This is a genomic window from Janthinobacterium sp. TND4EL3, assembly GCF_900156175.1.
GTDB lineage: Bacteria > Pseudomonadota > Gammaproteobacteria > Burkholderiales > Burkholderiaceae_D > Janthinobacterium.
In genome coordinates, this window is the sequence record NZ_FTMV01000012.1 from 88,394 (window position 1) to 115,077 (window position 26,684).

Below are 26,684 nucleotides of genomic sequence, written 5' to 3' on the forward strand. Positions count from 1 at the left end.
ATTTTGAAACAACCGAAAGAAGAAGCATGGAAATTACACGACTGCACGTAGGCAAACGCCTTTCCGAAGTGGCGATACACAACAGCACCATCTACCTGGCGGGCCAGATCGCCGAAGACACGACGCAGGACATCGTTGGCCAGACGCGCGAAGTGCTCGGTCACGTCGACCGCCTGCTGATGGAAGCGGGCAGCGACAAGACCTGCATCCTGTCTTGCCAGATCTACATCGCCGACATGAAGGACTTCGACGGCATGAACGCCGTGTGGGACGACTGGGTTGCTTCCGGCCACACGCCGCCGCGCGCCACGGTGGAAGCCAAGCTGGCCAATCCTGCTTGCCTGGTAGAAATCGTCATCATCGCTGCAGAGCGCTAAGTCATTAAGTTGTTGATTTATTAAGTTAATAAGGTAATACATGGTTTCCATCTCGGCCCCGAATAGCGCCACCTCGGAACAACTGGTAGAGGGCTTGAGTGCGCCGGACAGCGCCCGCGTGCTGGACGCGCTCGCGTACGCCACCGAAGCGTATGGTGACAAGCAGACCTTTGCCGGCCGCTCCGCGCTGGAGTTCGCCATCGGCGTGGCCACGACGCTGGCGTTCCTGCGCAGCGATGCGGAAACGCGCATCGCCGGCCTGATGTTCGAACTGACCCTGCTGGAACCGGACACGGCGGCTGACATCGAACCGCGCTTCGGCAAGCAGGTGTGCGACCTGGCAACCGGCGTGCGCCAGCTGATCCGGCTGCGCGCGCTGACCCAGGCGCAGCACGGCGGCGCCGGCGGGCGCGGCAAGAATGCGGCGCAGCAAGCCGTGGCCCAGGTGGAAACCTTGCGCAAGATGTTGCTGGCCATGGCCTCCGACATGCGCGTCGTGCTGGTGCGCCTGGCCGCCTGCGTGACGACCTTGCGCTACTTTGCCGACTTGAAGCTGTTCAACGAAATGACGCGCGAGTACGGCAAGGAAACCTTGGATTTGTACGCGCCGCTGGCCAACCGGCTCGGCATCTGGCAGCTGAAGTGGGAACTGGAAGATTTGTCGTTCCGCTTCATCGAGCCGGAAGCATATAAACGCATCGCCAAGATGCTGGAAGAAAAGCGCATGATGCGCGAGGGCTTCGTGTCCTCGGCGATTCTGCGCCTGCAGACGGAACTGGCTTCGGCCGGTATCCAGGCGGAAGTATTTGGCCGCCCGAAACATATTTACAGCATCTGGAACAAGATGCGCGGCAAGGAACTCGATTTCACGGCCCTGTACGACGTGCGCGCCTTCCGCGTCATCGTTGCCGACGTGAAAACTTGCTACACGGTGCTGGGCGTGGTCCACAATATCTGGACCCCCATCCCGAAAGAATTCGACGATTACATTTCGCGGCCGAAACCGAACGGTTACCAGTCGCTGCACACGGTGGTGACGGCCGAGGATGGCCGGCCGCTGGAAGTGCAGATCCGCACGAATGAAATGCACAGCTTTGCCGAATATGGCGTGGCCGCGCACTGGCGCTACAAGGAAGAGGGCGGCTCGAACTTTGCCGGCCAGAAGTACGACGAAAAGATCGCCTGGCTGCGCCAGTTGCTGGCGTGGAAGACGGAAGTGGCCGACGCCGTCGTGGGCCAGGAAGAAATTCAGCGCGAATGGGTGGAAAAGCTCAAATCGGCCACCCTGGACGACCGCATCTTCGTCATGACGCCGCAGGCGCGCGTGCTGGAATTGCCCGTGGGCGCCACGCCCGTCGACTTTGCGTATCACCTGCACACGGACGTGGGCCACCGCTGCCGCGGCGCCAAGGTCGACGGCATCATGGTGCCCCTGAATACGCAGCTGAAGAACGGCCAGACCTGCGAAATCATCACGGCCAAGGGCGCGCCGGGCACGGCCGGGCCGTCGCGCGACTGGCTCAGCGCCGGCTACGCCGTCAGCACGCGCACGCGCTCGAAGATCCGCGCCTGGTTCCATGCCATCGACATGCAGGAAACCCTGGCCCACGGCCGCGCGCTGGTGGAAAAATCGCTGCAGCGCGAAGGCAAGACGGCCGTCAACCTCGAGGCGCTGGCGCAAAAGCTGGGCTTTGCGAAAGTCGACGAGCTGTTCCTGTCTGTCGGCAAGGATGAATTCAGCCTGCGCCACGTGGAGCAGGCCCTGCACGACAATGGCGAAGTGGTGGTGCCGGAAGACGCCGTGCTGGTGGGCAAGAGCCGCGCTTCCAGCGTGGAGCAGGGCGCCAAGTCCGGCGTGCTGGTGGTCGGCACGGAAGGCTTGATGACGGTGCTGGCCAAGTGCTGCAAGCCGGCGCCGCCGGACAGCATCGTCGGCTTTGTCACGCGCGGCAAGGGCGTCTCGATCCACCGCGCCACCTGCAAGAACTTCGAGGAAATGCGCGCCAAGGCGCCCGAGCGCGTGATTTTTACCGAGTGGGGCAGCACGGGCGGCCACGACACCGTGTATCCGGTTGACATTTTTATCCTGGCCGGCGACCGCCAGGGCTTGCTGCGCGACATCTCCGAAATCTTTTCACGCGAAAAGATCAACGTGATCGGCGTCAACACCCAAAGCGCCAAGGGCCAGGCCCGCATGACGTTTACGGCCGAGATCAGCTCGACGGCGCAGCTGTTGAAGGCGCTGAATGTAATTAAAGACGTGAGCGGGGTGCTTGAGGCGCGCCGTAGCTGACGCCTGACCAAACCTACTGCGCGTCGGTATAGGCGGCCTGCGATGCTCACCGTACCTTCGTACGGTTGCGCTTCTTAGCCACCTCTCCCTTCCGCTCGCTACGGTTTTGTCAGGCGTTGTGACGCTTGTTGAACCTGGTGTTAATGCGTCTTGTCGCCTTCATGCAAGCCCGCCATCGCCGCCGTCTCCGGCTGCAAAGTAATATGGTCGATGCCATGCTTGGCCAGCAACATTTTCTTGATCGCGCGCAAGACCTTCGGCCAATGGTCGAGGTGCTCGATTTCCACGTGGCCGATCAGGGCCGGCTGGCCCGGCGACATGTCCCACACGTGCAGGTCATGCACGGCAATCACGCCTTCCACCTGCTCGACGTCCGTGCCCACCTCGATGTAGTCGATGTGGTGCGGCACGCCTTCCATCAGGAAGTGGTAGGACTCGCGCAGCACGCCGAACGTCGATTTCAGGATCAGCAGCGACACGAGTACGGACAGCAGCGGGTCGATCTGCATCCAGCCCGTAAAGTAAATCACGGCGCCCGCGATGATGGCGGCGACCGAACCGAGCAAGTCGCCCATCACGTGCACGAGGGCGGCGCGCGTATTCACGCTTTGCTTGTCTTTCGACAATACCCACGCCACCACCACGTTGATGGCCAGGCCGATGAAGGCGACGATGAAGACCATGCCGCCCTTGACGGGTTGCGGGGCGGAAAAGCGCTGCACGGCTTCATAGCAGATCCAGCCCACCACGCACAGCATGGCCAGGCCGTTGACGAAGGCGGCCAGCGCCTCGGCGCGGCCAAAGCCGAACGAGTGGCGCGGCGAGGGCGGGCGGCGGGCGATCAGTTGCGCCAGCAGGGCCAGGCCCAGCGCGGCCGCGTCCGTGACCATGTGGCCCGCGTCGGAAATCAGGGCCAGCGAATTGGACAGGAAGCCGGCCGCCACTTCGATGCCGGCAAACGACAGGGTCAGGCCCAGCGCCCACGCGAGGATGCTCTGGCTGCGGCCCTCGAAGGAATGCGTGTGCTTGGCATCGCCTTTGCGATGGGCGTGCAAATGGGTGGCGTCGTGTTCGGTGTGCGTCGGCTGCATGGAGTGCTTCGTTGAATGAGGTTGCCGTCAGTGTAATTGAAAAGCAACAACATAGTCGGCACGACAAAAAACCTGCAGGCCCGGAGGCGCTGCAAGTTTTTCTTGATGCGGAACATTATTACTACGTAGCGGACTCGCCAAACTTGCCTTCTCGGAAATCCTGTACGGCCTGGAATACTTCCGCCTGGGTATTCATGACAAACGGGCCATACTGCGCGATGGGCTCGTTCAAGGGCTGGCCGGCGACGAGGATCACGCGGCCGCCTTCCGGCGCTTCGATGCGCACGCCGTTGCTGCCCGGCGTGTTGGCGAAGATGGCCATGCGCAGGGCGGGCACGGCCTTGCCATCGACCCGCACTTCGCCACGGAACGTGTACAGGAAGGCGTTATGGCCGGGCGGCAAGGGTTGCTCGAAGCTGCTGCCGGCCGGCAAGTCGATATCGAGGTAGAGCGGTTCCGTCAGCTCGCGCTGCACGGCGCCCGCCACGCCATGGCTGGTGCCGGCGATCACTTGCACGGCCACGCCCGCGTCCGTCGTGTAGCGGGGAATTTCCTCGCTCGTGAAATCGCGGTACCACGGCGTGCGCATCTTGTCGCGCGCGGGCAGGTTCAGCCACAGCTGAAAACCTTCCATCACGCCTGCTTCCTGTTCCGGCATTTCCGAGTGGATCACGCCGCTGCCGGCCGTCATCCATTGCACGCCGCCCGAGGTCAGCAAGCCTTCGTGGCCCGCGCTGTCCTTGTGGCGCATGCGCCCCGTGATCATGTACGAGACCGTCTCGAAACCCCGGTGCGGATGCTCGGGGAAGCCGGCGATATAGTCGTTCGGCTGGTCGCTGGCAAAGTTGTCGAGCATCAAAAACGGGTCGAGACGGCGCTGCAGCTGCTGCGTCAGCACGCGGTTGATCTTCACGCCGGCGCCATCCATGACGGCCTGGCCGGCGATCACGCGCTCGACGGCGCGTGGCTTGGTGACGGTGGTGATGTCGCTCATTGCTTTCTCCTCTAGGCGAGGACGGCGCCAGTGCGCCGCCCCGTTCACTGCTGGGAATTACACCAGGATCGCGTTGATCTCGGCGTCCGCTTGCGCCTGCGCCTTGGCCACGGCTTCCGGACCCATGCCCATGCCTTCCGAATACACGTATTGCACGTCGGTCATGCCCAGGAAGCCGAACATGGTGTTCAGGTAAGGCACCTGGCTGTCGTTGGCGCTGTCGCGGTGCAAGCCGCCGCGGGACAGGCCCACATAGACTTTCTTGCCGGTCAGCAGGCCCACGGGGCCGTTTTCCGTGTACTTGAAGGTAACGTTGGCGCGGGCAATCGCGTCGAACCAGCTTTTCAGTTGCACGGTGATGCCGAAGTTGTACATGGGCGCGCCGATGACGATGACGTCGGCCGCTTGCACTTGTGCAATCAGCGCGTCGTCGAGGGCGATGCGGGCCGCCTGTTCCGGCGTGCGTTTGTCGGCCGGGGTGAACAGTGCTTGCAGGGTAGGCTCGTCGAGCACGGGGTGCGGCTGGGCAGCCAGGTCGCGGCGCGCCAGGGTGGCGCCAGGGTTGGCGGCTTGTACGCGGGCAACGATGGCGTCAGCCAGGCGGGTCGAGGCGGAACCGGTGCTGCGGGCGCTGGAATTGATTTGCAGGATGTTCATCTTGTTTTCTCCGTTGTGAGGTGTCTTGCGATGGATGAACTATAGCAATTCCAAAATTGATGCGGAAGCCGTTAAAATGGATAACATTAATCCACCCATGGAACAATTGAGTTTACAGGTAAATATATGGATATCGATCCCGGAGATTTGCTGCTGTTCGCCCGCGTTGTCGAGTGCGGCAGCTTCAGTCGCGCCGCCGTGCGCGTGGACTTGCCCAAGTCGACCCTGTCGCGCCGCATTTCGCAGCTGGAAGCGCGGCTGGGCGAACGGCTGCTGCTGCGCACCACGCGCAAGCTGGCGCTGACGGAGTTTGGCGCCAGCCTGCTCGAACATGCGCGCAAGGTGGTGGAAGAAACGGAGGCGGCCGGCGCGCTGGCCCAGCACCGCCAGGCGGGCCCCAGCGGCTTGCTGCGCATTTCCATGCCGGCCGACTTCGGCGACGCGCTGATGCGCCAGGTGCTGGCCGAATTCGTGCGCCGCTACCCGGCCATTTCGCTGGAACTGGACTTGTCGGCGCGCCGCGTGGATTTATTGGAAGAAAATTTCGATCTGGCCATCCGCATGGGCAACTTGCCCGACGATGCCAGCCTGGCGGCGCGCCGCGTAGCCTTCAGTACGCTGGCGCTGTATGCCTCGCCGCAATACACGAGCGTGCACGGCTTGCCCGAGCATCCCGACGACCTGTATGGCCATGATTTGCTCAGCCTGCCACGGGCCGTGCATGGCCTCGTGCACTGGACTTTGATGCGCGGCAAGACGACGTGGGAGCGCGATTTACCGGTGCGCCTGCTGGCGAACTCGCCGGAATTGCTGGTGCGCATGGCCTGCACGGGCGTGGGCATCGCGGCCAGCACGGACCGCTTCGCCAAGGCCTATGTGGCGACGGGGGAGCTGGTGCGCGTGCTGCCGGAGTGGAGTTTCCCGCTGGTCACGGGCTGGGCCGTGTTTCCCGGCCGGCGCCTGATGCCGGCCAAGACGCGGGCGTTCCTGGACTTGATGGAGGAAATGTACCGCACGGATGCGCCTGTTTAGTCACGCCTGTCAAAACCTACTGCGCGTCGTGATCTATGGCCTGTGATGCTCACTGTACCTTCGTACAGTTGCGCTTCTCGGCCACAGCTCCCTTCCGCTCGCTACGGTTTTGTCAGGCGTTGACAGGTCAGGGGAGGCCGAGGAGCCTCGATCTACCTGGGCACGTTGCCCATGACTTCGCCCAGTTGCACGGGGCCGGCCGGTTGCCAGTTGGCATTGAATTGCACGGTGTCTTTCGGGAACAGCATCACGACGGTGGAACCGAGCAGGAAGCGGCCCAGTTCTTCGCCCTGTTTCAGCACCACATTGTCGTTCGCATAGCTCCAGTCGCGGATCTCGCCCGTGCGCGGCGGGTTGACGACGCCGTGCCAGACGGTGGCCATGCTGCCGACGATGGTGGCGCCGACGAGGGTCATGACGAAGGGGCCGTTGGCCGTGTCGAACACGCAGACGACGCGCTCGTTGCGGGCGAACAGGCCGGGAATGCCGCGCGCCGTCGTCGGGTTGACGGAAAATAGTTCACCGGGCACATAAATCATGCGCGTCAGGCGGCCGTCGCACGGCATGTGGATGCGGTGGTAGTCGCGCGGGCTCAGGTACAGGTTGGCGAAGCTGCCATGCTCGAACCGGGCCGCCAGCGCCGCGTCGCCGCCCACCAGGGCCGTGGTGCTGAAATGGTGGCCCTTGGCCTGGAAGATCTGGTCCTTGTCGATGGTGCCGAACTGGCTGATGCGGCCGTCGACGGGGCAGACGTAGTCGGCCTGGGCCAGCGGGCGGGCATCGGGGCGCAGCGCGCGCGTAAAGAAATCGTTGAAGCTGGCGTAGTGCGTGATGTCCGGGTCCAGCGCCTCATCCATGTTGACGTTGTAGCGGCCGACGAACCAGCGGATCAGGCGCGTCGTCATGGCGCCGCCCTTGGCACCGGCGATGCGCCCGGCAAAGTTGGTCAGCGCCCCCTTGGGCAGCAGATATTGAGGCAAAACGGCAAGACGGTCAGACACGATGGGAAGCCTTTGACGGGGTGATCGGAATAATGGCGAAAACGCATTATAGCGGCGATGTGGCGCGCAATGATATGCGCCGTATGCAAGGGGGCGTATCACTGTTCGCCACCGAATTTAATTTGCTATAGGAAATATTTTCAGGAAACTGTGTCAGTCGGAAAAAATTGCAGCACAATACGGCGGCCTGTTTTTTAGCATTTAGCCATTTTTATTCAGCCAACTTTTTTCAGCCAAGTCATGATGCCACGCCGTAGCCTCCGCCTTACCGTTGTTTGTTCCGCTGTCCTGTTTGCCTGGAATGTCCAGGCCCAGCAATCCGAAACGCCGGCCGCCACTGACGCGTCCGGCGCGCCGCTGAAGGCCGCCAAGGCCGCCGCGCCCGCCATGCAGACCGTCGAAGTCAAGGGCAGCGGCTACGATCCGCGCCGCGACGATACGGCCAGCAAGATGGTCGTGAACAGCGAGGAAATCCTCAAGTATGGCGATACGAACGTCACCGACGTGCTCAAGCGCCTGCCTGGCATTACCGTGTCGGGCGCGGCCGGGCGCTCGGGCGGCGAAATCCGCATGCGCGGCCTGGGCAGCGGCTATACGCAGATATTGCTCAACGGCGAACGGGCGCCGGCCGGTTTTTCGCTCGACACGCTGTCGCCGGATGTCATCGAGCGCATCGAGATTTTGCATGCGGCCAGCGCCGAGTACAGCACGCAGTCGATTGCCGGCACCATCAACGTGGTGCTGAAAAAGGCCGTCAAGACGGCGCAGCGCGAACTCAAGCTGGGCGTGCAGGGCAGCGACGTGAGTTTTTCGCCCAGCGTCAATCTGCAACTGTCCGACCGCGATGGCAATTTCTCGTACTCGATGGCCGCTTCGCTGTTCCGCTACGATTACCACTACGACAATCCCGGACTGGAACTGGGTTACGCGCCCGACGGCCGGCAAAACCTGCTGCGCCGCACGAATGGCACGGGCGATGGCCGTCCGGAAGGCATCAATCTGTCGCCGCGCCTGAACTGGGTGCTGGCCGGCGGCGATAACGTGACGGCGCAATTCTTCTTCAACGGCGGGCGCTCGAACCACCGCAATTTCAGCCGCGCCGAGACGGAGCAGGGCGTGCGCCCCGACTACGACACGAATACGGGCAGCTCCAGCAACCACAATGCCTTCGGCCGCAGCGACCTGACGTGGCTGCACAAGCTGGCCGGCGGCGCCAAACTGGAATTGAAGATCGGCGCCTCGGCCGCCCGCAACACGTCCGACAGCCTGCAGCAAGGCTTTATCGACGGCAGCGGCCTGGCGCTGGAGCGCCAGGTGGCAGTGAAGTCCACGGAAAACGGCGTCAGTTCCACTGGCAAGTATTCCTCGCCCTTGCTGCCCGGCCATGCCCTGTCGATGGGCTGGGATGGCGCCTACACGCAGCGCGATGAAACGCGCCGCCAGCGCGAAGCGGCGCTGAGCGTGCGCCCGCCCGTCAACAGCGACGAAGGCTTCGACGCCACCATCAAGCGCCTGGCCCTGTACGTGCAGGACGAATGGGAAATCACGCCGCGCTGGTCCATGTATGCGGGCGTGCGCTGGGAAGGCATCGATACGCGCAGCGCGGGCGATACCTATGAGGAAGTGAATCAGCGCACCAGCGTGTGGAGCCCGCTGCTGCAAACCCTGTGGAAGTTGCCTGATACCAAGGGTGACCAGGTGCGTCTGGCCCTGACGCGCACCTACAAGGCGCAACCGACGGCGAGCCTGATTCCGCGCCGCAATACCTCGACCAACAACAGCCAGACGGACCCCGACCGCGAAGGCAATCCGTATCTGAAACCGGAGCTGGCGCTCGGTATCGACGCGTCCTACGAGCATTACTGGGCCGAAGGCGCCTTGCTCAGCGCCCGCGCCTCGGCCCGCCGCATCGACGGCTATACGCGCCAGGGCTTGCTGTTCATCAATGACCGCTGGGTGTCCACGCCCGTCAACGATGGCCGCGCCAATACGCAGACGCTGGAACTGGAAGCGAAGTTCCCGCTGCGCGCCGTGATGGCCGCGCCCGTGCCGGCCATCGACCTGCGCGCCAGCGTCAGCCGCAACTGGTCGCAGGTGGAGCAGGTGCCGGGACCGAACAACCGGCTCGACCAGCAAACCCCCGTCAGCGGCAATGTCGGTCTCGACTACAAGACGCCGGACGGCGTGCTGACGACAGGCGGCAGTTTCAACTTCCGCAATGGCGGCCCCGTGCGCATCACCGAGCGCCAGAGCGCCTATACGTCGCCGCGGCGCGACCTCGATATTTATGCGCTGTGGAAATTCGATGCGAAGAACCAGCTGCGCCTGGCCGTGTCCAACCTGCTGGCGCAAGACTTCGAAAGCGACACCGTCTATACGGACGCCAACGGCGTCATCGCGCGCAACAGCATTTCGCCAAGTTCGCCGCAGGCGCGCGCCACCCTGGAAATGAAGTTCTGACGGGTCTGTTTTCGCGGTGAAACCCCGGCCGGCATCCCCGCTGGCCTATAATCTCGGCAATTGCGCGCGCGGCCAGCCCGTGCGCGCCGCCTTTTACTTTGCCAAGATTGCTTTCCCCATGACGTTTTCCTCCCTCGGCCTGATCGATCCCCTGGTCCGCAAACTCGATGAGCTCGGCTATGCCAAGCCTACGCCCGTGCAGGCGCAGGCCATTCCGGCCGTGCTGGCGGGGCGTGACCTGATGGCCGCCGCACAGACGGGCACGGGCAAGACGGCCGGCTTTGCCGTGCCGCTGCTGCAGCGCCTGACCTTGGAAGGCGTGGTGGCGCCCCAGTGCGTGCGCGTGCTGGTGCTGGTGCCCACGCGCGAGCTGGCCGAGCAAGTCTATGCGAGCTTCCGCAGCTATGGCGGCAATTTGCCGCTGCGCAGCTTCGTTGCCTACGGCGGCGTGCCCATCGAGCCGCAGATCAGCAAGCTGCGCAAGGGCCTCGACGTGCTGGTGGCCACGCCGGGCCGCTTGCTCGACTTGCAGACGCAGGGCGCCGTCAAGTTCGAGCAAGTGCAGACGCTGGTGCTGGACGAGGCCGACCGCATGCTGGACCTCGGTTTCGAGCGCGAACTTGATATATTGCTGATGACGATGCCCAAGCAGCGCCAGACCTTGCTGTTCTCGGCCACGTTCTCGGACGCCATCCGCGCCATGGCAAAGACCATGCTGAAGGACCCCGTCTCGGTCGAGGTCAGCGCGCGCAACAGCACGGTGAAGGCTGTGAAGCAGTCGGTCATCGTGTGCGACAAGAAACGCAAGCCGGAACTGTTCTTGCACTTGCTGAAGAAAAAGCGCTGGGGCCAGGTCCTCGTCTTCGTCAAGACACGCAAGGGCGTCGAACTGCTGGTCAATACCTTGCTGGAGCAGGGCGTGCGCGCCGATTCCATCCACGGCGACAAGACCCAGCCGAACCGCCTGCGCGCGCTGGCCCGCTTCAAATCTGCCGAGGTGCAGGTGCTGGTGGCCACCGACGTGGCCGCCCGTGGCCTCGATATCGATCAATTGCCCGTCGTCGTCAATTTCGACTTGCCCACCGTGGCGGAAGATTATATCCACCGCATCGGCCGCACGGGCCGCGCGGGCGCGTCGGGCGAAGCGATCTCGCTCGTCTGCGCCGATGAAGTCGAACTGCTGTCGGCCGTGGAAGCGCTGACGCGGCAAACCCTCAAACGCAGCGAGGAGCCGGGTTTTGAGGCCGAGCACCGCGTGCCGGGCACCTCGGCCGGCGGCACGATCCAGAAAAAGATCGTGAAAGTGCTGGCGCCGAAGGCGGCCGAGCGGGCGAAAAAGCGCCGTTTCTATAAGTAAAGGACGCACGAGGCGGGCAGCACGGATATCGCATTCGTGCCATCATGCGTCATGACCTCGATACCTTTGTTCCCGCTCAATACGGTGCTGTATCCCGATGGCTATCTGCCGCTGCAGATCTTCGAGGTGCGCTACCTGGACATGATACGAAAATGCATCATGGGCGAGCAGCCGTTCGGCGTGGTGCAGCTGCTGGACGGCGCGGAAGTGCGCAAGCCGGGCCAGCTGGAAACCCTGGCGCCCGTGGGCACCCTGGCGCGCGTCGTCGACTGGGCCGCGCCCCTGTCGGGCTTGCTGCAAATCAAATGCATGGGCATGCAGCGCTTCCACATCGTCTCCAGCGAACAGCTGAAAAATGGCTTGTGGATGGGGCAAATTGAGACCTTGCCACCCGATAAGGCCATTCCCATCCCCCGGGAGCAGCAAAACGTGGCCGACGCCCTGGGCGCCCTGATCCGCACCCTGCAGGAGCAAAAAATCCCGCCCGAGCAAATGCCCTTGCAGCCGCCGTACCGACTCGATGAATGCGGCTGGGTGGCGAACCGCTGGTGCGAGCTGCTGTCGCTGAACGCCATGCAAAAGCAGTTGCTGCTGAGCCAAGACAATCCCGTGCTGCGCCTGGAACTGGTGCAGGATATGCTGACCGAAAACGGCCTGCTGGAAGAATAAGGCGCCAAGCCGCATGGCTGCACATGATTCCGTTGTGCAAATGCAATTTCTATTGAGAAATACTTTACGCTTTGGCTCTGCTGGCATAAGATAATGCCCCTGGGCAAGATTGCCCTGGGCAACATTCAAGAGCAGATGACATGGCAAAAGTAAGCGCGGAACAAATCAATGCGGCAATGGAAGCGATGGCGGCCGAGGGCCAGGCCATCACGGTGCGCGCGCTGCGCGAGCGGCTGGGCAACGGCGCCTGCCTGGGCACCATCAGCAAGCTCTTGCAACGCCGCAAGGCCGGGGCGCAGCGCCGGATCGCCGCCGCAGCCGAGCTGTCGCCCGTGCTGCAGCAAGCCATACTCGATTACGTAGGGCAGGAACTAAGCGCCAGCCACAGTGCGCATGAAGCCGAGATGAACGACAATCAACAGGAATTGATGGACCTGGCCAGCGAGAACGAGCGCCAGCAAGAGCTGCTCGACTTGCAGGCGGGCGAGCTGGAAACCTTGCGCGAGGAACTCGAACGCGAGCGGCAAGTGGCGAACCAGGCCCGAACGGACCTGGCCAAGGCGCAGCTGCGCCTGGAGGGCTTGCCGCGCCTGGAAGAGGCGGCCGAGCAGGCGCGCATGGACCTGGCCAAGGCGCAGTTCAAGCTCGAAGGCATCCCGCGCCTGGAAGAGGCGGCGGAAGCGGCCCGCGCGGAACTGATCCAGGTTCAGCTGAAACTGGAAAGCCTGACGCGCGTGGAAACGGAACTGGCCGCCGTGCGCCTGGAACTGGAAGCGGAACGCGAAGAGCTGGGCGAGACGCGCGCCGAACTGGACGAGGAGCGCACCCTGCGCATCAAGGCGCAGCAGTTTATCGTCGATCCCATCTTCAAGACCCCTGTCTGAGGACGCCTGGCCTAAGCTGCTGCGCGTCGGCATAGGCGGCCTGCGATGCTCACCGCACGTCAGTGCGGTTGCGCTTCTCGGCCACCTCTCCCTTCCGCTCGCGACGCTTTTGCCAGGCGCCGATGCGTCGTGGAGGCGTGTCTGACGCGGCGTACAGTGTTAGACGGCGCACGGAATCATGATGCGAAGCGCTGCAGAATCCACGGATGTGGGCGTAAGGGGCTGGCATGGTAACGCTGATCGTCATGGGGGCTTCCGTGGGCGGCGTGAATGCGCTGTCCACCATCTTTGCCGCCTTGCCGGCGAGTTTTCCTGCAGCCATCCTGGCCGTCATGCACGTGGGGGCGCGCAAGAGCGTGCTGCCTGATATTCTCGATAAACACTCCGCCTTGCCCGTGCGCTTTGCCGCAACGGGCGAAGCCGTGCGGGCCGGGTGCGTCCTGCTGGCGCCGCCGGACCGGCACATGCTCGTCACCGGGCTGGCTGGCCGGGCTACCATCGAGCTGAGCCGGGGTGCCATGGAGCACCACACGCGTCCCGCCATCGACCCGCTGTTTCGCAGCGCGGCCGCCGTTTTCGGGCCGAAGGTGGCGGGCGTGATCCTCGGCGGCTATCTCGATGACGGCACGGACGGCTTGCGGACGATCAAGGCCTGTGGCGGCAAGGCGCTGGTGCAGGAGCCACGGGAGGCGCAAGCCCCTGCGATGCCGCAAAGGGCGCTGGCCCATGTGGACGTGGACTGGCGTTTGCCCCTCGCGGGCATCGCTCCCGTGCTGCTGGCGCTGGCCGGCACCGGCCAGGCCGCATTCGCTTAAAATAGCGCACGCCGGGCCGCTGCCGCGCAAGGCATCGATAGCAAAGAAGGTTTATGTCAGTAGAGAAAAATTCATCTGCCCCGTGGCAAATGCCGCCAGTCACGCCGCCGCGCACGCTGCCGCCGCGCCCGCCAGCAGAATTCAGTTCGCCCGAAGCGGCCCTCGCGCACAAGCAGGCGCGCGAAGACAAGGATGCGCAGGTGCGCGGCGTCACCTCCATCGACGCCATGCGCGAAGCCATCAGGCAGGCGGCGCGGGGCTTGCCCGCCATCACCGAAGTGCCGCGCCTGGCCATGCTGGGCGCCGCCGCCTTCCGCGCGCGGGCCGCGCTGGGCTTGCCCTTCCTGATGCGCGGACTGGTGCAGCGCTGGCCCCTGTCGGCACTGGGGCCAGAGGTGTTGCGCGAGCAGTTCAGCCACGTGCCCGTGCGGGCGCGGGTGGGCGACTACATCAACACGGCGTTCGCGGCCGACCGCGCCATGCAGGATATGTCGATGGGGCAATATCTGGACCTGGTGGCAGAGGGGACGCACGCCTTGCCGCCGTACCTGGGCAACCTGGAATTGCGCGAGCTGAACCGTTTGTGCCACTGGCCCACGTATTTCGACAAGATGGGCCCGCCGCGCTTCTGGGTGGGGCCGGCCGGCACGGTGACGCCCTTGCATTGCGATTACGACGACAATATCTTCGCCCAGGTGTGGGGCCGCAAGCGCATCTTTTTGTCGCCGCCGCACCATGACGAATTTCTGTATCCCAGCGAGGCGAACGCCATCCTGTTCGGTTCGCCCTTCGACCCGGAAGCGCCCGATTTCCAGCGTTTCCCCTTAGCAAGCCAGGCGGCCATGATCGAATGCCTCGTCGAACCGGGCGACATGCTGTACGTGCCCGCCGGCTGGTACCACCAGGTGCGCGCGCTGACGTTTTCCCTGTCGTCGAACCGCTGGGCCAGGGCCGTGCCGCTGGCCTTGCGGGGAAATACGGCGCTGCGGCGTGCCACCGATTGACCCCTCATTGTTAAACCACTACTGGAGCAGCATATCGATACCCTGGCCCGCGCACTGATACTTGCCACCACTTACATCGAAGGCCAGGACGAAGGCGATCCTGATGCCGATATTGCCGCACTGGAATCGGTCGCGGCCGAATTACGGCATGCCAGCGCGGAAGAACAAGCGAGCCTGGTGCGGGCCGCCCATGCGCTGGGCGTGCCTGGCTGGCTGGACGAGATGGGTGTGCGCTGAAAGTCCGGCACGCCGGGTCGATGCTGGCCGCTTGATATTGCTCAATGCAGGCCATCCATGCCGGCTTACGGTTGCACCGCCTTGGCTGTATCGGGCATGCTGCGCTTCGGCCGCCACTCGCTGAGGATGCCCGCGCAAATGATCAATATGCCCCCCACGATGGCCAGGGCCGGCAGGCGTTCGCCGGCGATGCGGCCGATGACGCCAGCCCACACTGGCTCGCCCGCATAGATCAAGGTGGCCTTGGTGGCGGAAATGCGCTTTTGCGCCCAGTTCATCACATACTGGATCAGCGCGCTGGCGCAGCCCAGGGCCAGCACGCTGAGGATGAAGGTCTTGCCGAGCACCGGCGGCGCTTCGCCCATGACGGGCATCAGCAGCAGGGCGATCAGGGATGCGGTCGCCAGCTGCACGATGGTCACGCGCAAGATGTTCAATTGCGGCGAGACGCGGCTGATCAGAATAATTTCCAGCGCGATCGCGATGGCGCCCACGGCCGTCATCACTTCGCCCTTGCCGAAGGCCATGTTCAGGCCATCCGTGCCCGTCAGCAATAATAATCCCACGAACGCCAGCGCCACGGCCGCCCACACGGCCGGACGGGGCCGCTGCTTGAAGACCAGCCATTGCACCAGCGGCACGATGGGCACATAGAAGGCCGTGATGAAGGCCGATTTGCTGCTCGTGATATGCATCAAGCCATAGGTTTGCAGTGCATAGCCGCCAAAGATGCTCACGCCGATGGCCATTCCCGTCAGCAACTCCGGCTTCGTCAATTGGCGCAGCTGGCCCCGGCAAATCAGGGCGCCGATGCTGGCGGCCACGGCAAAGCGGGCGGCCACGAAGGCCAGCGGGCCGCTGACCGTCACGGCATGCTGCACGACGAGAAACGTGCCGCCCCAGATGAAGGTGATGGCGATCAGGGCCAGTTCGGGCAGGCCGAGGGCGGGTGGGGGACTTGCGTGTGTTTTCATGGGAGGCTATGCTATGAGCAAAATATTTCCCATCATAATAGGAGCAATATATTGCGCAGTCAAGCCGAGGCCGGTGGCGTGCTGGCACACCTGGCCACCAATCTGCGGCGCTTGCGCCAGGCCGCCGGCCTCAGCCAGGAGGAACTGGCGCGCCAGTCCGGCCTGAGCCGGCGCATGGTCAATGGCGTCGAGGCGGGCAGCACCAATATCAGCCTGGCCAACCTCGACCACGTGGCGGCGGCGCTGGGTGTCGCCTTCGTCGACCTGGTGCAGCCGCCGCAGCGGCCGCACGACAGCCTGCGCGTACTGATGTGGCAAAGCGCATCGCAGGCGAGCCAGGCCGTGCTGCTGGGCGCGGCGCCCGCCAGCCGCCAGGTGGAATTGTGGTCGTGGACCCTGGCGCCGGGCGAGCGCTACGATGCGCAAGCCGATCCGGCCGGTTTCAGTGAAATGCTCTACGTGCTGGAAGGAATGCTGCAGCTCGTGCTGGCGGCGGAAACGCGGCAGCTGGCCACGGGCGATTTTTTTGTGTTCAGCAGCGCGCAAGCGTACAGCTATGTGAATGCGGGCGAGGTCCCCGTGCGCTTTACGCGCAATGTGGCCAGCTGAGGGCGCAGTTACGGCCGGCCGCAGCCGACAAGTAGCAGCATCGGCCGTTCCCGCTCTTCCGCCAGGGCCGGCTGCTGCGCCACCTGTTCGTCGCTCGGTCCCCATTCTTCCACATGTTCCAGCTGGAAACCCGCTTGCAGCAGCGCATTGATGGTCGTGCCCAGGGTGCGGTGCTGCTTGATCACGCCGGGCGCCAGCCAGTCCGACACGCGCGCTCCTTGCCGCTGGTAGCTGTCGACGGGCCAGGTCTTGCGGCCTTGCCCATCCGTCAGCCAGCCAGGCTGGCGCGGCGCCATGAAGATCGGATGCTCGATGGAAAACACCAGCTTGCCGCCCGGCTTCAAGCCTTCGCGGATGGCGGCCAGCAGGGCGGCAAAATCCTCGATGTAGTGGAAGGCGAGCGAACTGTAGACGAGATCATGGCTGGCCGGCGGCAAGGCCAGTTGTTCCAGATCCAGCCGCGCATAGCCGACGGACGCGTGCGTCCCCATGGCATTCGCCTGCGCCAGCATCTTTTCCGACACGTCCACGCCCAAGACCCGCTGTGCACCCTGTTCTGCCGCCCAGCGGCAGAACCAGCCATAGCCGCAGCCCAGGTCGAGCACGCTTTTACCCTGCAAATCGGGCAGCATGGCGCGCAGGGCGGGCCATTCGGGAGCGCTGTCGAGGCCGCCAACGGAGCGGGGCAGCTGGCTATAGGCCGTGAAGAAGGCGTCGTTGTCGTAGATGTTCTGTGTCATGTGTCGAGATCCTTGGCCGGCTGGCGCTTGGCATGTCCGCCGCGTTGCGCCCGGTAAATGCCCGCATGGCCGGAAAACAGGTAGGCGACGACGCAGGCGATGGCCGCGTACACACCGATGTCCGCGCCGAACAGTTCCATCGCCATCAGGGTCGAGGCGATCGGTGTGTTGGCGGCACCCGCAAACACGGCGACGAAGCCGATGGCGGCCAGCAAGGCGACGGGCTGGTGCAGCACAGGCCCCAGCGCATTGCCCAGGGTCGCGCCGATGAAGAACAGGGGCGTGACTTCGCCGCCCTTGAAACCGGTGCCCAGCGAGACGATGGTAAACGCCATCTTGCCGAGGAAATCCCACGCGGGCAGAGGCTGCTGGAGGGCGTCGACGATGGTGGGGATGCCCAGGCCGATATAGCGGTCGGTGCCCAGCAGCCACACGGCGAGCGCGACGACGAGGCCGCCTGCCAGCGGGCGCAGGGGGGCGTAGGCAATCTTGCGCTTCATCAAGCCGCTCAAGCCGTGCGTGGCTTGCGCAAACAGTTTACCGGTCACGCCGAACAGCACGCCCGCGATCACCATGGCGGACAAGGTCCAGGCGGAGAGGGCGGGAATCAAGGGCACGGCGTAATGCGTATGGCCAATGTGCAAAAGCGGCCCCCACAGCAGGACCACCTGGTCGGCGATGACGGCGGCAGCCAGGCAGGGCAGCATGGCTTCGTAGCGCAAGCGGCCGATGGCCAGCACTTCCAGGCCGAAGAGGGCGCCCGCCAGCGGCGTGCCGAAGACGGAGGCAAAGCCGGCGCTGATGCCGGCCATCAGGATGATGCGGCGGTCTTCATTGTGCAGGTGAAACATGCGCGTGAGTTGGTCGGCCAGCGCGCCCCCCATCTGCACGGCCGTGCCTTCGCGCCCGACGGAGGCGCCGAACAGATGCGAGATGACGGTGCCGCCCAGCACCAGCGGCGCCATGCGCAACGGAATGATTTTCTTGGGATCGTGGATTTCATCGATGAGCAGGTTCGCGCCGCCCTCGACACTGCTGCCGTAGCGCAAGTACAGCCAGCCGACGGCAAAGCCCGCCACGGGCAGCAGCCAGATCAGCCAGGCGTGCGCCAGGCGCGTGCGCGTGGCCCAGTCCAAGGCGGCCAGGAAAGCGGCCGAGGCCGTGCCGGCCAGCACGGCGACGACAAAGGCCAGCAGCAGCCATTTCAACAGATGCTGTAGCAGATCGGCGAGGGCGCTCAGGCGGTGCATCGGGCATCCAGTCAAGGCTGATGGGTGGGTGTTTCCTTACAGGCCCAGTTCCGCCACCAGCGCCTGGCCGATGGCCCGCTGTTCGGCCAGGATGGCGCGCAGGTGGTGGGGCCGCGTCTTGACATTCGTCATGACCACGCGCAATACATTCGTCGGGCCGGGGTAGCGCGTCGATTCGAGCACCGTGCGCGAGACAAAGCTGTGGCCTTCGGCCTTTTGCCGGTTTTGCAGCTTGGCGGTCAAGGTGTTCAGTTGCTTGTTCAGCTCGGTCGCCGCCTCCACCTGGCCGCCGGCCAGCAAGCTGTCCATGCGCTGGCGCAAGGGCGCGGGTACGTAGCGGTAGGTCAGGATGAAGGTGTCGGAGCGCGTGACGAGCTCGAAATCCTGCTGGTCGGCCAATAAATCCTGCAACTGGCCGGACAGGGTGGCCGCCTGCCGCAGCAGGGTCGTGTAGCCGGACACGCCCAGCACCTTGAACGAAGTCCACAGTTTCAAGGCGTCAAAGCGGCGCGAGCCTTCCAGCGAGGTCTGGCCCAGGTCGCCCGAGTTGTCGCGCAGGATGTAGTTGGCGTTGTGCTTCAACAGGTTCAGGCTGGCGCTGTCCTTGAACAGCACCATGCTTTGCGCCATCGGCACCCACAGCAGCTTGTGCCCGTCGATGACGACGGAGTCGGCCAGGGCGATGCCGTCGTACAGGGGGCGGTATTGTTCCGCGATCAGCAGGGCGCCGCCCCAGGCCGCATCCACGTGGAACCAGATGTTTTCCCGCGCGGCAATGGCCGCCATCGCGGCCAGCGGGTCGATGGCGCCTGTTTCCGTCGTGCCGGCGATGCCGATCATGGCGACGACCTTGATCTTGCGCAAGTTTAAATCGGCAATGGTGGCTTCCAGCGCGGCGATGTCGATGCGGTTGTCGCGGTCGACGGCCACCAGGTGCAGGGCGTTTTCGCCCAGGCCCAGGGTCGCCAGCGCCTTTTTCACGGAATAATGGCTGCGGGCCGAGCCGATCACGGCCAGTCCCGCGTAGCCGGATTCTTGCATGGCGGCAAACAAACCGCGCTTGCGCGTGCCGGGCAACTGGCTTTCCAGCGCCACGGCCAGCGCCGTCAGGTTGCCCATGGTGCCGCCATTGACGACATTGCCCAGCGCGCCGCTGGTGGCGGCCATGGCCTGCGCGTAGACCGCATCCGGCTGCCGGTACACCTGGCGGTGCAGCCAGCCGAGGATCTGCTTTTCGATCAGGGTCGACACATACGCCGTCTCGATCTTGACCTGGTTCTGGTTCAGGGTGGCCGTGAACGCCTCGGCCAGCACGCTGATCCAGGGCAGGGCCTGCGTCATGTGGCCGATGTAGAGCGGGTGGTTCAGCTGGGCCGTATTGGCCAGCACGGTGGCGTCAAGTTCTTGCAGGAAATCGGCCACGGGCATGCCGTGTGCGGGCAGGCTGATGTCGGACAGCTGCGTCAGCAGTTCCGTGTAGGGCGTGTGCGGGTAGGCCGTGTCGCGTCCGGCGGCCAGCCAGCCGCCCAGCATGCGCAGCGCCTGCTGCAGGGGCGCGGGCGCCTGCTGCAGCGCATCGATGGAAAAATGCTGCTGCAGCAGCCGTTCGATAGCGGTATCGGTCATTGCGCGTTTGTCTTCTTCTCTACTGATTGCTGATGCCACGGTGCCAAATGCATTGCGCCCTGGCGAAAGCGGGATTTTACCCGACTCCGCCAAGGCGCATCAGTTTGCTATTGGTAAATGATAATCAGAAGTAATTCAGGCCCAGCGCCGACTTGACTTCATCGGCCGTGCGGGCCGCCACTTCGCGCGCCTTGAAGGTACCTTCCTTGAGCATCTGGATGACTTGCCCCTTGTCCTTGGCGAATTCTTCGCGGCGGGCGCGGATCGGCGCCAGCAATTCCTGCAAGACCACGTCCAGGCGCTTCTTGACGATACTGTCGCCCAGGCCGCCGCGCACGTAATGGGCTTTCATTTCGGCCAGCGCCGCTTTTTCCGGGTCGAAGGCGTCCAGGTAAGTGAAGGCCACATTGCCTTCCAGGTGGCCCGGGTCTTCCACGCGCAGGTGCAGCGGGTCCGTGTAGACTTTTTTCACGGCAGCCGTGATTTCGGCCGGCGTCGCACCCAGGTTGATGGTGTTGCCCAGCGACTTGCTCATCTTCGCCTTGCCGTCGATGCCGGGCAGGCGGCCGATATCGGGCACCAGCGCCTTGCATTCCATCAATACTTCACGGTTGTACATGCGGTTGAAGCGGCGCACGATTTCATTCGTCTGCTCGATCATCGGAATCTGGTCTTCGCCCACGGGCACCACGCCCGCCTTGAAGGCCGTGATGTCGGCCGCCTGGCTGGCCGGGTAGGTCAGGAAGCCGGCCGGGATGTCGCGCTCGAAGCCGCGCAAACGGATTTCTTCCTTGACGGTGGGGTTGCGTTCGAGGCGCGCCACGGTGACGATGTTCAGGTAGTAAAACGTCAGCTCGGCCAGTTCCGGGATCTGCGACTGGATGAAGACCGTGGTCTTCGTCGGGTCGATGCCGACGGCCAGGTAATCGAGCGCCACTTCGACGACGTTGCGGTGCACCTTGTCGATGTCGTCCATATTGTCCGTCAGCGCCTGCGCGTCGGCCAGCATGATGAATTGCTTGTAGCTGTTCTGGTAGGCGACGCGGTCGCGCAGGCTGCCGACGAAGTGGCCCAGGTGCAATGGGCCGGTCGGGCGGTCGCCCGTCAGGATCACGGATTGCGAAGCGATGGCGGCAGCCGACAGCGGTGCTGCCGGGGTGTTGTCGGTGTCGGGGGTATCGGGGGTATTAGGCAAGCTCATCAAGTTTCCTTTTGAGCCGCCTGCATCGGGGATGATCCAGGCTGAGCCTGTTACGCCACCGATCGAGGCGGCGTGGATCAAATTCACATCACTATAGAGTGGCCGCGCGAAAGTGAGCGGGACCACCAATTCAAGCAGGCGTGTTGTGACGGGATAAATTTCATGGCGTTATGGTTGCAGTTCAGGCGCGTTCTGTCAAGTTGCGCTCCGATTTATCTGCTGCGCCGCGTCACAGGCTTGCCTGTTGCGGAACTTGCTTTCCGGGTACTATTGCCATTCGGCCACTTTTGCGTGGCATGAATCATTGGAGAACAGTATGCGCGTGTCGTCCCCCGTCCGGCTCACCGGCCTGGCTTTTGTTATCAGTTCCCTGTTTGCCGCGCCCGCGATGGCGCAAACGCCCCCCATGACGCCCGACATCGGCGCCAGGCTGGTCATGCCGGATGTCAATGATTACGTCAAGCGCGTGGTGATGATTCCCATGCGCGACGGCGTCAAGCTGTACACGGTGATCGTCGTGCCAAAGGACGCCAAACGGGCGCCCATCATGCTCACGCGCACGCCGTACAATGCGGCCCGCCGGGCCCAGCGCGCGTCGAGCGCCAGCATGCTGGCCACCTTGCCGCAGGGCGACGATACCCTCGTGGAAAACGGCTACATCCGCGTATTCCAGGACGTGCGCGGCAAGCATGGCTCCGAAGGCGATTACGTGATGACGCGCCCCGTGCGCGGCCCGCTCAACAATACCAAGGTCGACAACGTGACCGATGCGTGGGACACCATCGACTGGCTGTCGAAGAATGTTCCCGAAAGCAATGGCAAGGTGGGCATGCTGGGTTCCTCGTACGAGGGCCATACGGTGCTGATGGCCCTGGTCGATCCGCATCCGGCGCTGAAGGTAGCCATCCCCATGAGCGCCATGGTCGATGGCTGGCGCGGCGACGACTGGTTCCACAACGGCGCCTTCCGCATGCCGAGCCTGTCCTACCTGGCGTGGCAGACGAGCGTGCGCGGCAGCGCCGAGTCGCCCGTGCTGGGCGTCTATGACGAGTACGACGCCTATCTGCGCATCGGCTCGGCCGGTGATTACGCGAAGAAATTCGGCATCGACAAGCTGGCGTACACGAAAAAGCTGTTCGAGCATCCGGCCTATGACAGTTACTGGCAGGAACAGGCGCTCGATAAAATCCTCGCCAAGCGTCCGCTGATCGTGCCCACCATGCATGTGGTGGGCCAGTGGGACCAGGAAGATATCTATGGCGCCTATGCCAGCTACGCGGCGATGGAAGGGCGCGACAAGCGCAACAACCTCAATTACCTGGCCATCGGCCCGTGGCGCCACAGCGGCGTCAACTATGACGGTTCCAGCCTGGGCGCCCTGAAGTTCGACGGCGACACGGCGCGCCAGTTCCGCGAAAAAGTCATGCAGCCATTCCTCAATCAATACCTGAAGGATGGCGCGCCGGAGGCGAACACGGCGCCCGTCGTGTCCTACCAGAGCGGCACGAACCAGTGGCAGCGCCTGCAGCAGTGGCCGCTGGCTTGCGAGACCTGCGACACCAAGCTGACGCCGATCTACCTGCAAGACGGTTCCAGGCTGGGTTTTGCGGCGCCAGCGGGCGCTGCGGATGCGGCGCAAGGCGCTTTCGACGAATACGTGGCCGATCCGGCCAAACCCGTGCCCTTCGTCGCGCGTCCCGTGCGCCTCGGCGACGGCGAGCAGTGGAAACCCTGGCTGGTCAGCGACCAGCGCGGCTATGCGGACCGCACGGACGTGCTCAGCTACATTTCCGAGCCGTTGCAGGAGGCCGTGCGCATCGCCGGTGCGCCCGTGGTCAAGCTGTTTGCCGCCACCAGCGGCACGGATGCGGACTGGGTGGTGAAACTGATCGACGTGTATCCGGACGAAGTGCCGTCGCAGCCGGCCATGGGCGGCTACCAGCTGGGCGTGGCGATGGACATCTTCCGTGGCCGTTACCGCGACAGCTTCGAGCACCCGACGCCGATACCGGCCGGTAAAGTGGAGCGCTACCGTTTCGCCTTGCCGAACGCGAATCACGTTTTCCTGCCCGGCCACCGCATTGCCGTGCAAGTGCAGTCGAGCTGGTTCCCCCTGTACGACCGCAACCCGCAAACCTTCGTGCCGAACATCTTCCTGGCCCAGCCAGGCGATTACAAGAAGGCGACGCAGCGCGTGTACCACGCGGCAGGGGCGGCCAGCGCGATCGAATTGCCGATCGCGCCGCTCGACGCCCGCTAAGCGATTCGCATGAGGATGGCGCCCGCCGCGATCAGGGCGATGGCCAGGTAGCGGCGGGAGCTGATTTTTTCGCGCAGGAACAGCGCCGCAATGGCGATGGCGAACAGGATCGACGTTTCGCGCAGGGCCGCGACGGCGGCCACGGGCGCCTGCGTCATGGCCCACAGGGCCAGGCCGTACGAGGCCAGGGTGCCGAAGCCGCCGAAGGCGGCCAGCTGCCATTGCGTTTGCGCATACGCAAACAAGCCGGCGCGGCGGCGCAGCAAGGTCCACAGCAGCAGTCCGGCGCCGTTCAGCACAAAAATCCACATCGTGTAGGCGGCCGGCGCGCCGGACAGGCGCACGCCGATGCCGTCGATGAGGGTATAGCTGGCAATCACGCAGGCGTTGCCCAGCGCAAAGGCCGTGGCGCGCCCTGCGCTTTGCGCGATGCCAGGCATGGCGGGCGTGCGCGCGGCAAAATACAGGGCAAAGATGCCCGCGCTGATGCAGGCGACGGCGCCCATCTGCATGGAAGAAAGGCGTTCGCCGATCAGCGGCCAGCTGGCCAGCGCCACGAGCAGCGGCGCGCTGCCGCGCATCAGGGGATAGGCGTGGCTCATGTCGCCCGCCTTGTAGGCGGCCGCCAGCAGCGAGTAATAGGCGAGCTGTGCCACGGAGGAGGCTGCCAGGTAAGGCCAGCTGGCGGGAGCGGGAGTATTGACGAAGGGCAAGACCGCCAGCGAGATCAGGGCCGCGCCAGCGGAGACCAGCACGGTCGTGAGGAAGGTATCCTTGCCCGCCTTGACGATGGCGTTCCAGCTGGCATGCAGCAGGGCGGCAAACAGCACGACGGCGACGACCAGGCCGGACATGGGCGCCTTAGCGGGGGCGTATGCTCAGCGACAGCAGTTCCTGGCGGTGATGGCGCTGGAAACCCTCCATCAGCGTGCCCGAGCGGCCCGCTTTTTCCAGCAGTTCGCGCAGGGCCGCCTGGTCTTCCGCCGTCAGCGACTTGCGCGACAGGTAGACGCCGCTCATGCCCCATGGCAATTCCGGCAAGGCTTCCAGGCGCAAACGGTCGGCCAGGCCATACACGCGCGCATCGTTCTGCGCCACGCCGGCCAGGATGGTGGGACTCATGATGGTGGCGTCGATGAAGCCGCTTTGCATCAGGCGCGCCACGGACAGGGCGTCGACTTCATAGAACAGGCGGCCCTGGCTGCTCAATTCCTTGGCCAGCGCCTGGTAGGACACGCCATAGTCGTAGCCGCGCACGAGGGCCACGCGCAGCTCGCGCCGTTCGATCAGTTCCTGCATGGTGTTGATGGGCGCGCGCGTCCCCTGCAGCGAGATCAGCAGGGGGCGGTTGCCCATCAGGGGAATGAACAGGCCGTGCTGGTCGCGCCGCGGCGTGCTGCTGGCGGGAATCAGCAGGTCCGCCTTGCCTGCCTCGAACATGGCTTCCAGGCGCGCGCGGGGCACGGGCGTGAAGATGAAGTTGCAGCCGAGCTTGGCCCCCATGCTGCGCAGCAAGTCAGGGTAGATGCCGCTGATCGTGGCGCCATTGATCACCACGCTGGCGCCGATGGCCGAGACGGGCACCTGGATGTCGCGCGAGCATTGCGCCGCCGCCAGCGACGGCAGCGCCAGCGCCAGCATGGCCACGGTTCGGCGCCAGGCGCTGGAATAAAAGTCAGTCATACCCATCCTTGCTCACCATCGAATGCCGGGCGTCGGTGACGCGCGGCGGATTGTCCATTTTCGCCTATTTATTTCTCAAATGCAATATTATCCTGCCGACTACTTTGTGGTGGAAACCGCAAGCCTGGCCTGGCGCTGCGCCTGGAAGTAGCGCCAGGCCACGATGATGCCCAGGGTTTGCATGATGGCGCACAGATAGAAGGTGCTGCCGATGCGCCAGTCCTGCGCCGGCAGGTGGCTCACTTCGCCCAGGATCATGCTGCCCAGCAAGGGCATGATGATGATGCCGAGGCTGCTGATCGATTGCAGGGAGCCCATCAGTTCACCCTGTTCGCCGGCGCCCGATGACTTCGAGATGATGCCTTGCAGGGCGGGACCGGCGGCAAAGGCCAGCAGGTTGCACAGGATCAAGGCGTACATCATCCAGCCCTGCGTGGCCAGGCCGTACAGCAGGTAGGTGAGGGCGCCCGATGCCATGCCCAGCAAGGACAAGCGCACCTCGCCAAAGCGCTTGATGAGCATGCCCAGCAAGCCCGCCTGCACGACGGCCGCGCACAGGCCCACGCAGAAGAGGGCGATGCCGTTCTGGCGCGGCGTCCAGTCGAAGCGGAAATGCGTGTACAGCACCCAGGTAGTGTTGAGCATCATTTGCGCGAACGTCATCAGGCCGAAGGCCACCACCAGGCCGCGGATTTCCACGCGGCGCGCCAGCTTGAGCAGGGCCGCGAACGGGTTGATGCGCGCCAGGGTGAAGGGCGGGCGGGGGCCGGGGCCCCGCGCCAGCGATTCGGGCACGAAGAAATAGCCATAGATGAAGTTGGCCGCCGACAGGCCGGCCGCCACGTAGAACGGCAGGTGCAGATTGATTTCGCCCAGCAGGCCGCCCAGCATGGGACCGCAGATGAAGCCCAGGCCGAAGGCGGCGCCGATCTTGCCGAAGCTCTTGGCGCGGTTGTCTGGCGTGGAAATGTCGGAGGCGTAGGCCGAGGCCACGGACATGCTGGCCGACGAGACGCCGCCGATGATGCGGCCGATGAACAGGCAGGCCAGGTTGGGCGCCCAGCCCGTGGCGAGGAAATTGACGCCCATGCCGGCCATCGAGTACAGCAGCACGGGGCGGCGCCCCACGCGGTCGCTGATGGCGCCCAGCATGGGCATGAAGATGAACTGCAGCAAGCCGAAGACGGCCGCCATGATGCCGTACCAGAATGCCTGCGCATCCTTGCCGCTGACAAAGTCGCCGATCAGGATGGGCAGCACGGGCACGACCAGGCCGATGCCCAGCATGTCGATGAAGACACAGACGAGGATGAAGTTGAGATTGCCGGCACGCTCAGGCGCGGCTGGCGAGGGCGGCAAATGACTGTCGGGGCTGGTTTTATCGGACATGCATGCTTTCGGCGCGTTGGCAAGGCGCCGGCGCCTTGCAGTGGTCTGCTGGCGCGCGGCGCGATCGCTGAGGCTTGCATT

At 64.3% G+C, this 26,684-nt stretch carries 23 protein-coding genes; 11 read left to right on the forward strand and 12 right to left on the reverse strand.

Translation table 11 applies throughout. The features are described 5' to 3' along the window. Window positions 1-26: 26 nt before the first annotated feature. Complete coding sequence (locus BXA07_RS18505; RefSeq protein ID WP_076569683.1) at window positions 27-377, forward strand: RidA family protein; 351 nt, start codon at window positions 27-29, stop codon at window positions 375-377. Between the two features lie 40 nt (window positions 378-417). Next, window positions 418-2,670, forward strand: coding sequence for a RelA/SpoT family protein (locus tag BXA07_RS18510; protein ID WP_076569685.1), 2,253 nt, complete (start codon window positions 418-420; stop codon window positions 2,668-2,670). Window positions 2,671-2,810: 140 nt separating this feature from the next. Here the strand turns inward: BXA07_RS18510 and BXA07_RS18515 are convergent, their stop codons facing one another. The 3 genes from BXA07_RS18515 to BXA07_RS18525 all read right to left on the reverse strand — a co-directional run bounded on the left by BXA07_RS18515 (window position 2,811) and on the right by BXA07_RS18525 (window position 5,412). Continuing rightward, a complete protein-coding gene (locus BXA07_RS18515) occupies window positions 2,811-3,761 on the reverse strand; it encodes a cation diffusion facilitator family transporter (protein ID WP_076569687.1) in 951 nt (316 codons plus the stop codon). A 121-nt stretch (window positions 3,762-3,882) separates the two neighbouring features. Beyond that, window positions 3,883-4,755: a pirin family protein gene (locus BXA07_RS18520; protein ID WP_076569689.1), complete on the reverse strand. Its 873-nt coding sequence runs from the start codon at window positions 4,753-4,755 to the stop codon at window positions 3,883-3,885. Between the two features lie 57 nt (window positions 4,756-4,812). Next, window positions 4,813-5,412 carry an FMN-dependent NADH-azoreductase gene (locus tag BXA07_RS18525; protein ID WP_070221553.1) on the reverse strand — a complete coding sequence of 200 codons (600 nt, stop codon included), beginning with the start codon at window positions 5,410-5,412 and terminating at the stop codon, window positions 4,813-4,815. 126 nt (window positions 5,413-5,538) lie between these two features. Here BXA07_RS18525 and BXA07_RS18530 point away from each other — a divergent pair, with 126 nt between their 5' ends. Next, window positions 5,539-6,444 carry a LysR family transcriptional regulator gene (locus BXA07_RS18530; protein ID WP_076569691.1) on the forward strand — a complete coding sequence of 302 codons (906 nt, stop codon included), beginning with the start codon at window positions 5,539-5,541 and terminating at the stop codon, window positions 6,442-6,444. 152 nt (window positions 6,445-6,596) lie between these two features. Here BXA07_RS18530 and asd read toward each other — a convergent pair whose 3' ends face one another. Then, window positions 6,597-7,445: an archaetidylserine decarboxylase gene (gene asd / locus BXA07_RS18535; RefSeq protein ID WP_076569693.1), complete on the reverse strand. Its 849-nt coding sequence runs from the start codon at window positions 7,443-7,445 to the stop codon at window positions 6,597-6,599. A 240-nt stretch (window positions 7,446-7,685) separates the two neighbouring features. Here asd and BXA07_RS18540 point away from each other — a divergent pair, with 240 nt between their 5' ends. The 6 genes from BXA07_RS18540 (at window position 7,686) to BXA07_RS18565 (ending at window position 14,634) form a co-directional block, all read left to right on the forward strand. Beyond that, window positions 7,686-9,905: a TonB-dependent receptor plug domain-containing protein gene (locus BXA07_RS18540; RefSeq protein ID WP_244556334.1), complete on the forward strand. Its 2,220-nt coding sequence runs from the start codon at window positions 7,686-7,688 to the stop codon at window positions 9,903-9,905. 118 nt (window positions 9,906-10,023) lie between these two features. Next, window positions 10,024-11,262 (forward strand): DEAD/DEAH box helicase, encoded by a 1,239-nt coding sequence (locus BXA07_RS18545; protein WP_076569956.1) that lies wholly within the window; start codon window positions 10,024-10,026, stop codon window positions 11,260-11,262. Window positions 11,263-11,313: 51 nt separating this feature from the next. Continuing rightward, on the forward strand, window positions 11,314-11,931 hold the full coding sequence (locus tag BXA07_RS18550) for an LON peptidase substrate-binding domain-containing protein (protein WP_076569695.1): 618 nt from the start codon (window positions 11,314-11,316) through the stop codon (window positions 11,929-11,931). A 140-nt stretch (window positions 11,932-12,071) separates the two neighbouring features. Beyond that, window positions 12,072-12,815 (forward strand): DNA-binding protein, encoded by a 744-nt coding sequence (locus BXA07_RS18555; RefSeq protein ID WP_076569697.1) that lies wholly within the window; start codon window positions 12,072-12,074, stop codon window positions 12,813-12,815. A gap of 227 nt (window positions 12,816-13,042) precedes the next feature. Continuing rightward, window positions 13,043-13,630 (forward strand): chemotaxis protein CheB, encoded by a 588-nt coding sequence (locus BXA07_RS18560; RefSeq protein ID WP_076569699.1) that lies wholly within the window; start codon window positions 13,043-13,045, stop codon window positions 13,628-13,630. 53 nt (window positions 13,631-13,683) lie between these two features. Further along, a complete protein-coding gene (locus BXA07_RS18565) occupies window positions 13,684-14,634 on the forward strand; it encodes a cupin-like domain-containing protein (RefSeq protein WP_076569701.1) in 951 nt (316 codons plus the stop codon). Between the two features lie 302 nt (window positions 14,635-14,936). Here the strand turns inward: BXA07_RS18565 and BXA07_RS18570 are convergent, their stop codons facing one another. Further along, complete coding sequence (locus tag BXA07_RS18570) at window positions 14,937-15,845, reverse strand: DMT family transporter (protein ID WP_076569703.1); 909 nt, start codon at window positions 15,843-15,845, stop codon at window positions 14,937-14,939. Window positions 15,846-15,896: 51 nt separating this feature from the next. Here BXA07_RS18570 and BXA07_RS18575 point away from each other — a divergent pair, with 51 nt between their 5' ends. Beyond that, window positions 15,897-16,454, forward strand: coding sequence for a helix-turn-helix domain-containing protein (locus tag BXA07_RS18575; protein WP_083708391.1), 558 nt, complete (start codon window positions 15,897-15,899; stop codon window positions 16,452-16,454). A gap of 8 nt (window positions 16,455-16,462) precedes the next feature. Here BXA07_RS18575 and BXA07_RS18580 read toward each other — a convergent pair whose 3' ends face one another. The 4 genes from BXA07_RS18580 to trpS form a co-directional block, all read right to left on the reverse strand. Continuing rightward, window positions 16,463-17,194 carry a class I SAM-dependent methyltransferase gene (locus BXA07_RS18580; protein WP_076569705.1) on the reverse strand — a complete coding sequence of 244 codons (732 nt, stop codon included), beginning with the start codon at window positions 17,192-17,194 and terminating at the stop codon, window positions 16,463-16,465. After that, window positions 17,191-18,444 carry a voltage-gated chloride channel family protein gene (locus tag BXA07_RS18585; RefSeq protein WP_076569707.1) on the reverse strand — a complete coding sequence of 418 codons (1,254 nt, stop codon included), beginning with the start codon at window positions 18,442-18,444 and terminating at the stop codon, window positions 17,191-17,193. The genes BXA07_RS18580 and BXA07_RS18585 overlap by 4 nt, the downstream gene beginning before the upstream one ends. 36 nt (window positions 18,445-18,480) lie before the next feature. Then, complete coding sequence (locus BXA07_RS18590; protein WP_076569709.1) at window positions 18,481-20,070, reverse strand: pyridoxal-dependent decarboxylase; 1,590 nt, start codon at window positions 20,068-20,070, stop codon at window positions 18,481-18,483. 124 nt (window positions 20,071-20,194) lie between these two features. Beyond that, window positions 20,195-21,271, reverse strand: a complete 1,077-nt coding sequence (trpS, locus tag BXA07_RS18595; RefSeq protein WP_226941409.1) for a tryptophan--tRNA ligase — start codon at window positions 21,269-21,271, stop codon at window positions 20,195-20,197. 316 nt (window positions 21,272-21,587) lie between these two features. Here trpS and BXA07_RS18600 point away from each other — a divergent pair, with 316 nt between their 5' ends. Further along, on the forward strand, window positions 21,588-23,531 hold the full coding sequence (locus BXA07_RS18600) for a CocE/NonD family hydrolase (protein ID WP_076569711.1): 1,944 nt from the start codon (window positions 21,588-21,590) through the stop codon (window positions 23,529-23,531). Here the strand turns inward: BXA07_RS18600 and BXA07_RS18605 are convergent. The 3 genes from BXA07_RS18605 to BXA07_RS18615 form a co-directional block, all read right to left on the reverse strand. Then, window positions 23,528-24,385 carry a DMT family transporter gene (locus tag BXA07_RS18605; protein WP_076569713.1) on the reverse strand — a complete coding sequence of 286 codons (858 nt, stop codon included), beginning with the start codon at window positions 24,383-24,385 and terminating at the stop codon, window positions 23,528-23,530. The genes BXA07_RS18600 and BXA07_RS18605 overlap by 4 nt on opposite strands. A gap of 7 nt (window positions 24,386-24,392) precedes the next feature. After that, on the reverse strand, window positions 24,393-25,214 hold the full coding sequence (locus tag BXA07_RS18610) for a substrate-binding periplasmic protein (protein ID WP_076569715.1): 822 nt from the start codon (window positions 25,212-25,214) through the stop codon (window positions 24,393-24,395). A 99-nt stretch (window positions 25,215-25,313) separates the two neighbouring features. After that, the gene (locus BXA07_RS18615; RefSeq protein ID WP_076569961.1) at window positions 25,314-26,603 is read right to left on the reverse strand and encodes a TCR/Tet family MFS transporter; all 1,290 of its coding nucleotides are present in this window, start codon (window positions 26,601-26,603) and stop codon (window positions 25,314-25,316) included. Window positions 26,604-26,684: the final 81 nt, after the last annotated feature.

Excerpts from the sequence above, each read along its gene's own strand:
- BXA07_RS18590 (WP_076569709.1), bottom strand. The coding sequence starts at position 20,070 with ATGACCGATACCGCTATCGAACGGCTGCTGCAGCAGCATTTTTCCATC.
- BXA07_RS18615 (WP_076569961.1), bottom strand. The coding sequence starts at position 26,603 with ATGTCCGATAAAACCAGCCCCGACAGTCATTTGCCGCCCTCGCCAGCC.
- BXA07_RS18560 (WP_076569699.1), top strand. The coding sequence starts at position 13,043 with ATGGTAACGCTGATCGTCATGGGGGCTTCCGTGGGCGGCGTGAATGCG.
- BXA07_RS18565 (WP_076569701.1), top strand. The coding sequence starts at position 13,684 with ATGTCAGTAGAGAAAAATTCATCTGCCCCGTGGCAAATGCCGCCAGTC.
- BXA07_RS18580 (WP_076569705.1), bottom strand. The coding sequence starts at position 17,194 with ATGACACAGAACATCTACGACAACGACGCCTTCTTCACGGCCTATAGC.
- BXA07_RS18600 (WP_076569711.1), top strand. The coding sequence starts at position 21,588 with ATGCGCGTGTCGTCCCCCGTCCGGCTCACCGGCCTGGCTTTTGTTATC.
- BXA07_RS18610 (WP_076569715.1), bottom strand. The coding sequence starts at position 25,214 with ATGACTGACTTTTATTCCAGCGCCTGGCGCCGAACCGTGGCCATGCTG.
- BXA07_RS18520 (WP_076569689.1), bottom strand. The coding sequence starts at position 4,755 with ATGAGCGACATCACCACCGTCACCAAGCCACGCGCCGTCGAGCGCGTG.
- BXA07_RS18540 (WP_244556334.1), top strand. The coding sequence starts at position 7,686 with ATGATGCCACGCCGTAGCCTCCGCCTTACCGTTGTTTGTTCCGCTGTC.
- BXA07_RS18505 (WP_076569683.1), top strand. The coding sequence starts at position 27 with ATGGAAATTACACGACTGCACGTAGGCAAACGCCTTTCCGAAGTGGCG.
- BXA07_RS18525 (WP_070221553.1), bottom strand. The coding sequence starts at position 5,412 with ATGAACATCCTGCAAATCAATTCCAGCGCCCGCAGCACCGGTTCCGCC.
- BXA07_RS18545 (WP_076569956.1), top strand. The coding sequence starts at position 10,024 with ATGACGTTTTCCTCCCTCGGCCTGATCGATCCCCTGGTCCGCAAACTC.
- BXA07_RS18605 (WP_076569713.1), bottom strand. The coding sequence starts at position 24,385 with ATGTCCGGCCTGGTCGTCGCCGTCGTGCTGTTTGCCGCCCTGCTGCAT.
- BXA07_RS18515 (WP_076569687.1), bottom strand. The coding sequence starts at position 3,761 with ATGCAGCCGACGCACACCGAACACGACGCCACCCATTTGCACGCCCAT.
- BXA07_RS18530 (WP_076569691.1), top strand. The coding sequence starts at position 5,539 with ATGGATATCGATCCCGGAGATTTGCTGCTGTTCGCCCGCGTTGTCGAG.
- BXA07_RS18550 (WP_076569695.1), top strand. The coding sequence starts at position 11,314 with ATGACCTCGATACCTTTGTTCCCGCTCAATACGGTGCTGTATCCCGAT.
- BXA07_RS18585 (WP_076569707.1), bottom strand. The coding sequence starts at position 18,444 with ATGCACCGCCTGAGCGCCCTCGCCGATCTGCTACAGCATCTGTTGAAA.
- BXA07_RS18555 (WP_076569697.1), top strand. The coding sequence starts at position 12,072 with ATGGCAAAAGTAAGCGCGGAACAAATCAATGCGGCAATGGAAGCGATG.
- trpS (WP_226941409.1), bottom strand. The coding sequence starts at position 21,271 with ATGAGCTTGCCTAATACCCCCGATACCCCCGACACCGACAACACCCCG.
- BXA07_RS18570 (WP_076569703.1), bottom strand. The coding sequence starts at position 15,845 with ATGAAAACACACGCAAGTCCCCCACCCGCCCTCGGCCTGCCCGAACTG.
- BXA07_RS18510 (WP_076569685.1), top strand. The coding sequence starts at position 418 with ATGGTTTCCATCTCGGCCCCGAATAGCGCCACCTCGGAACAACTGGTA.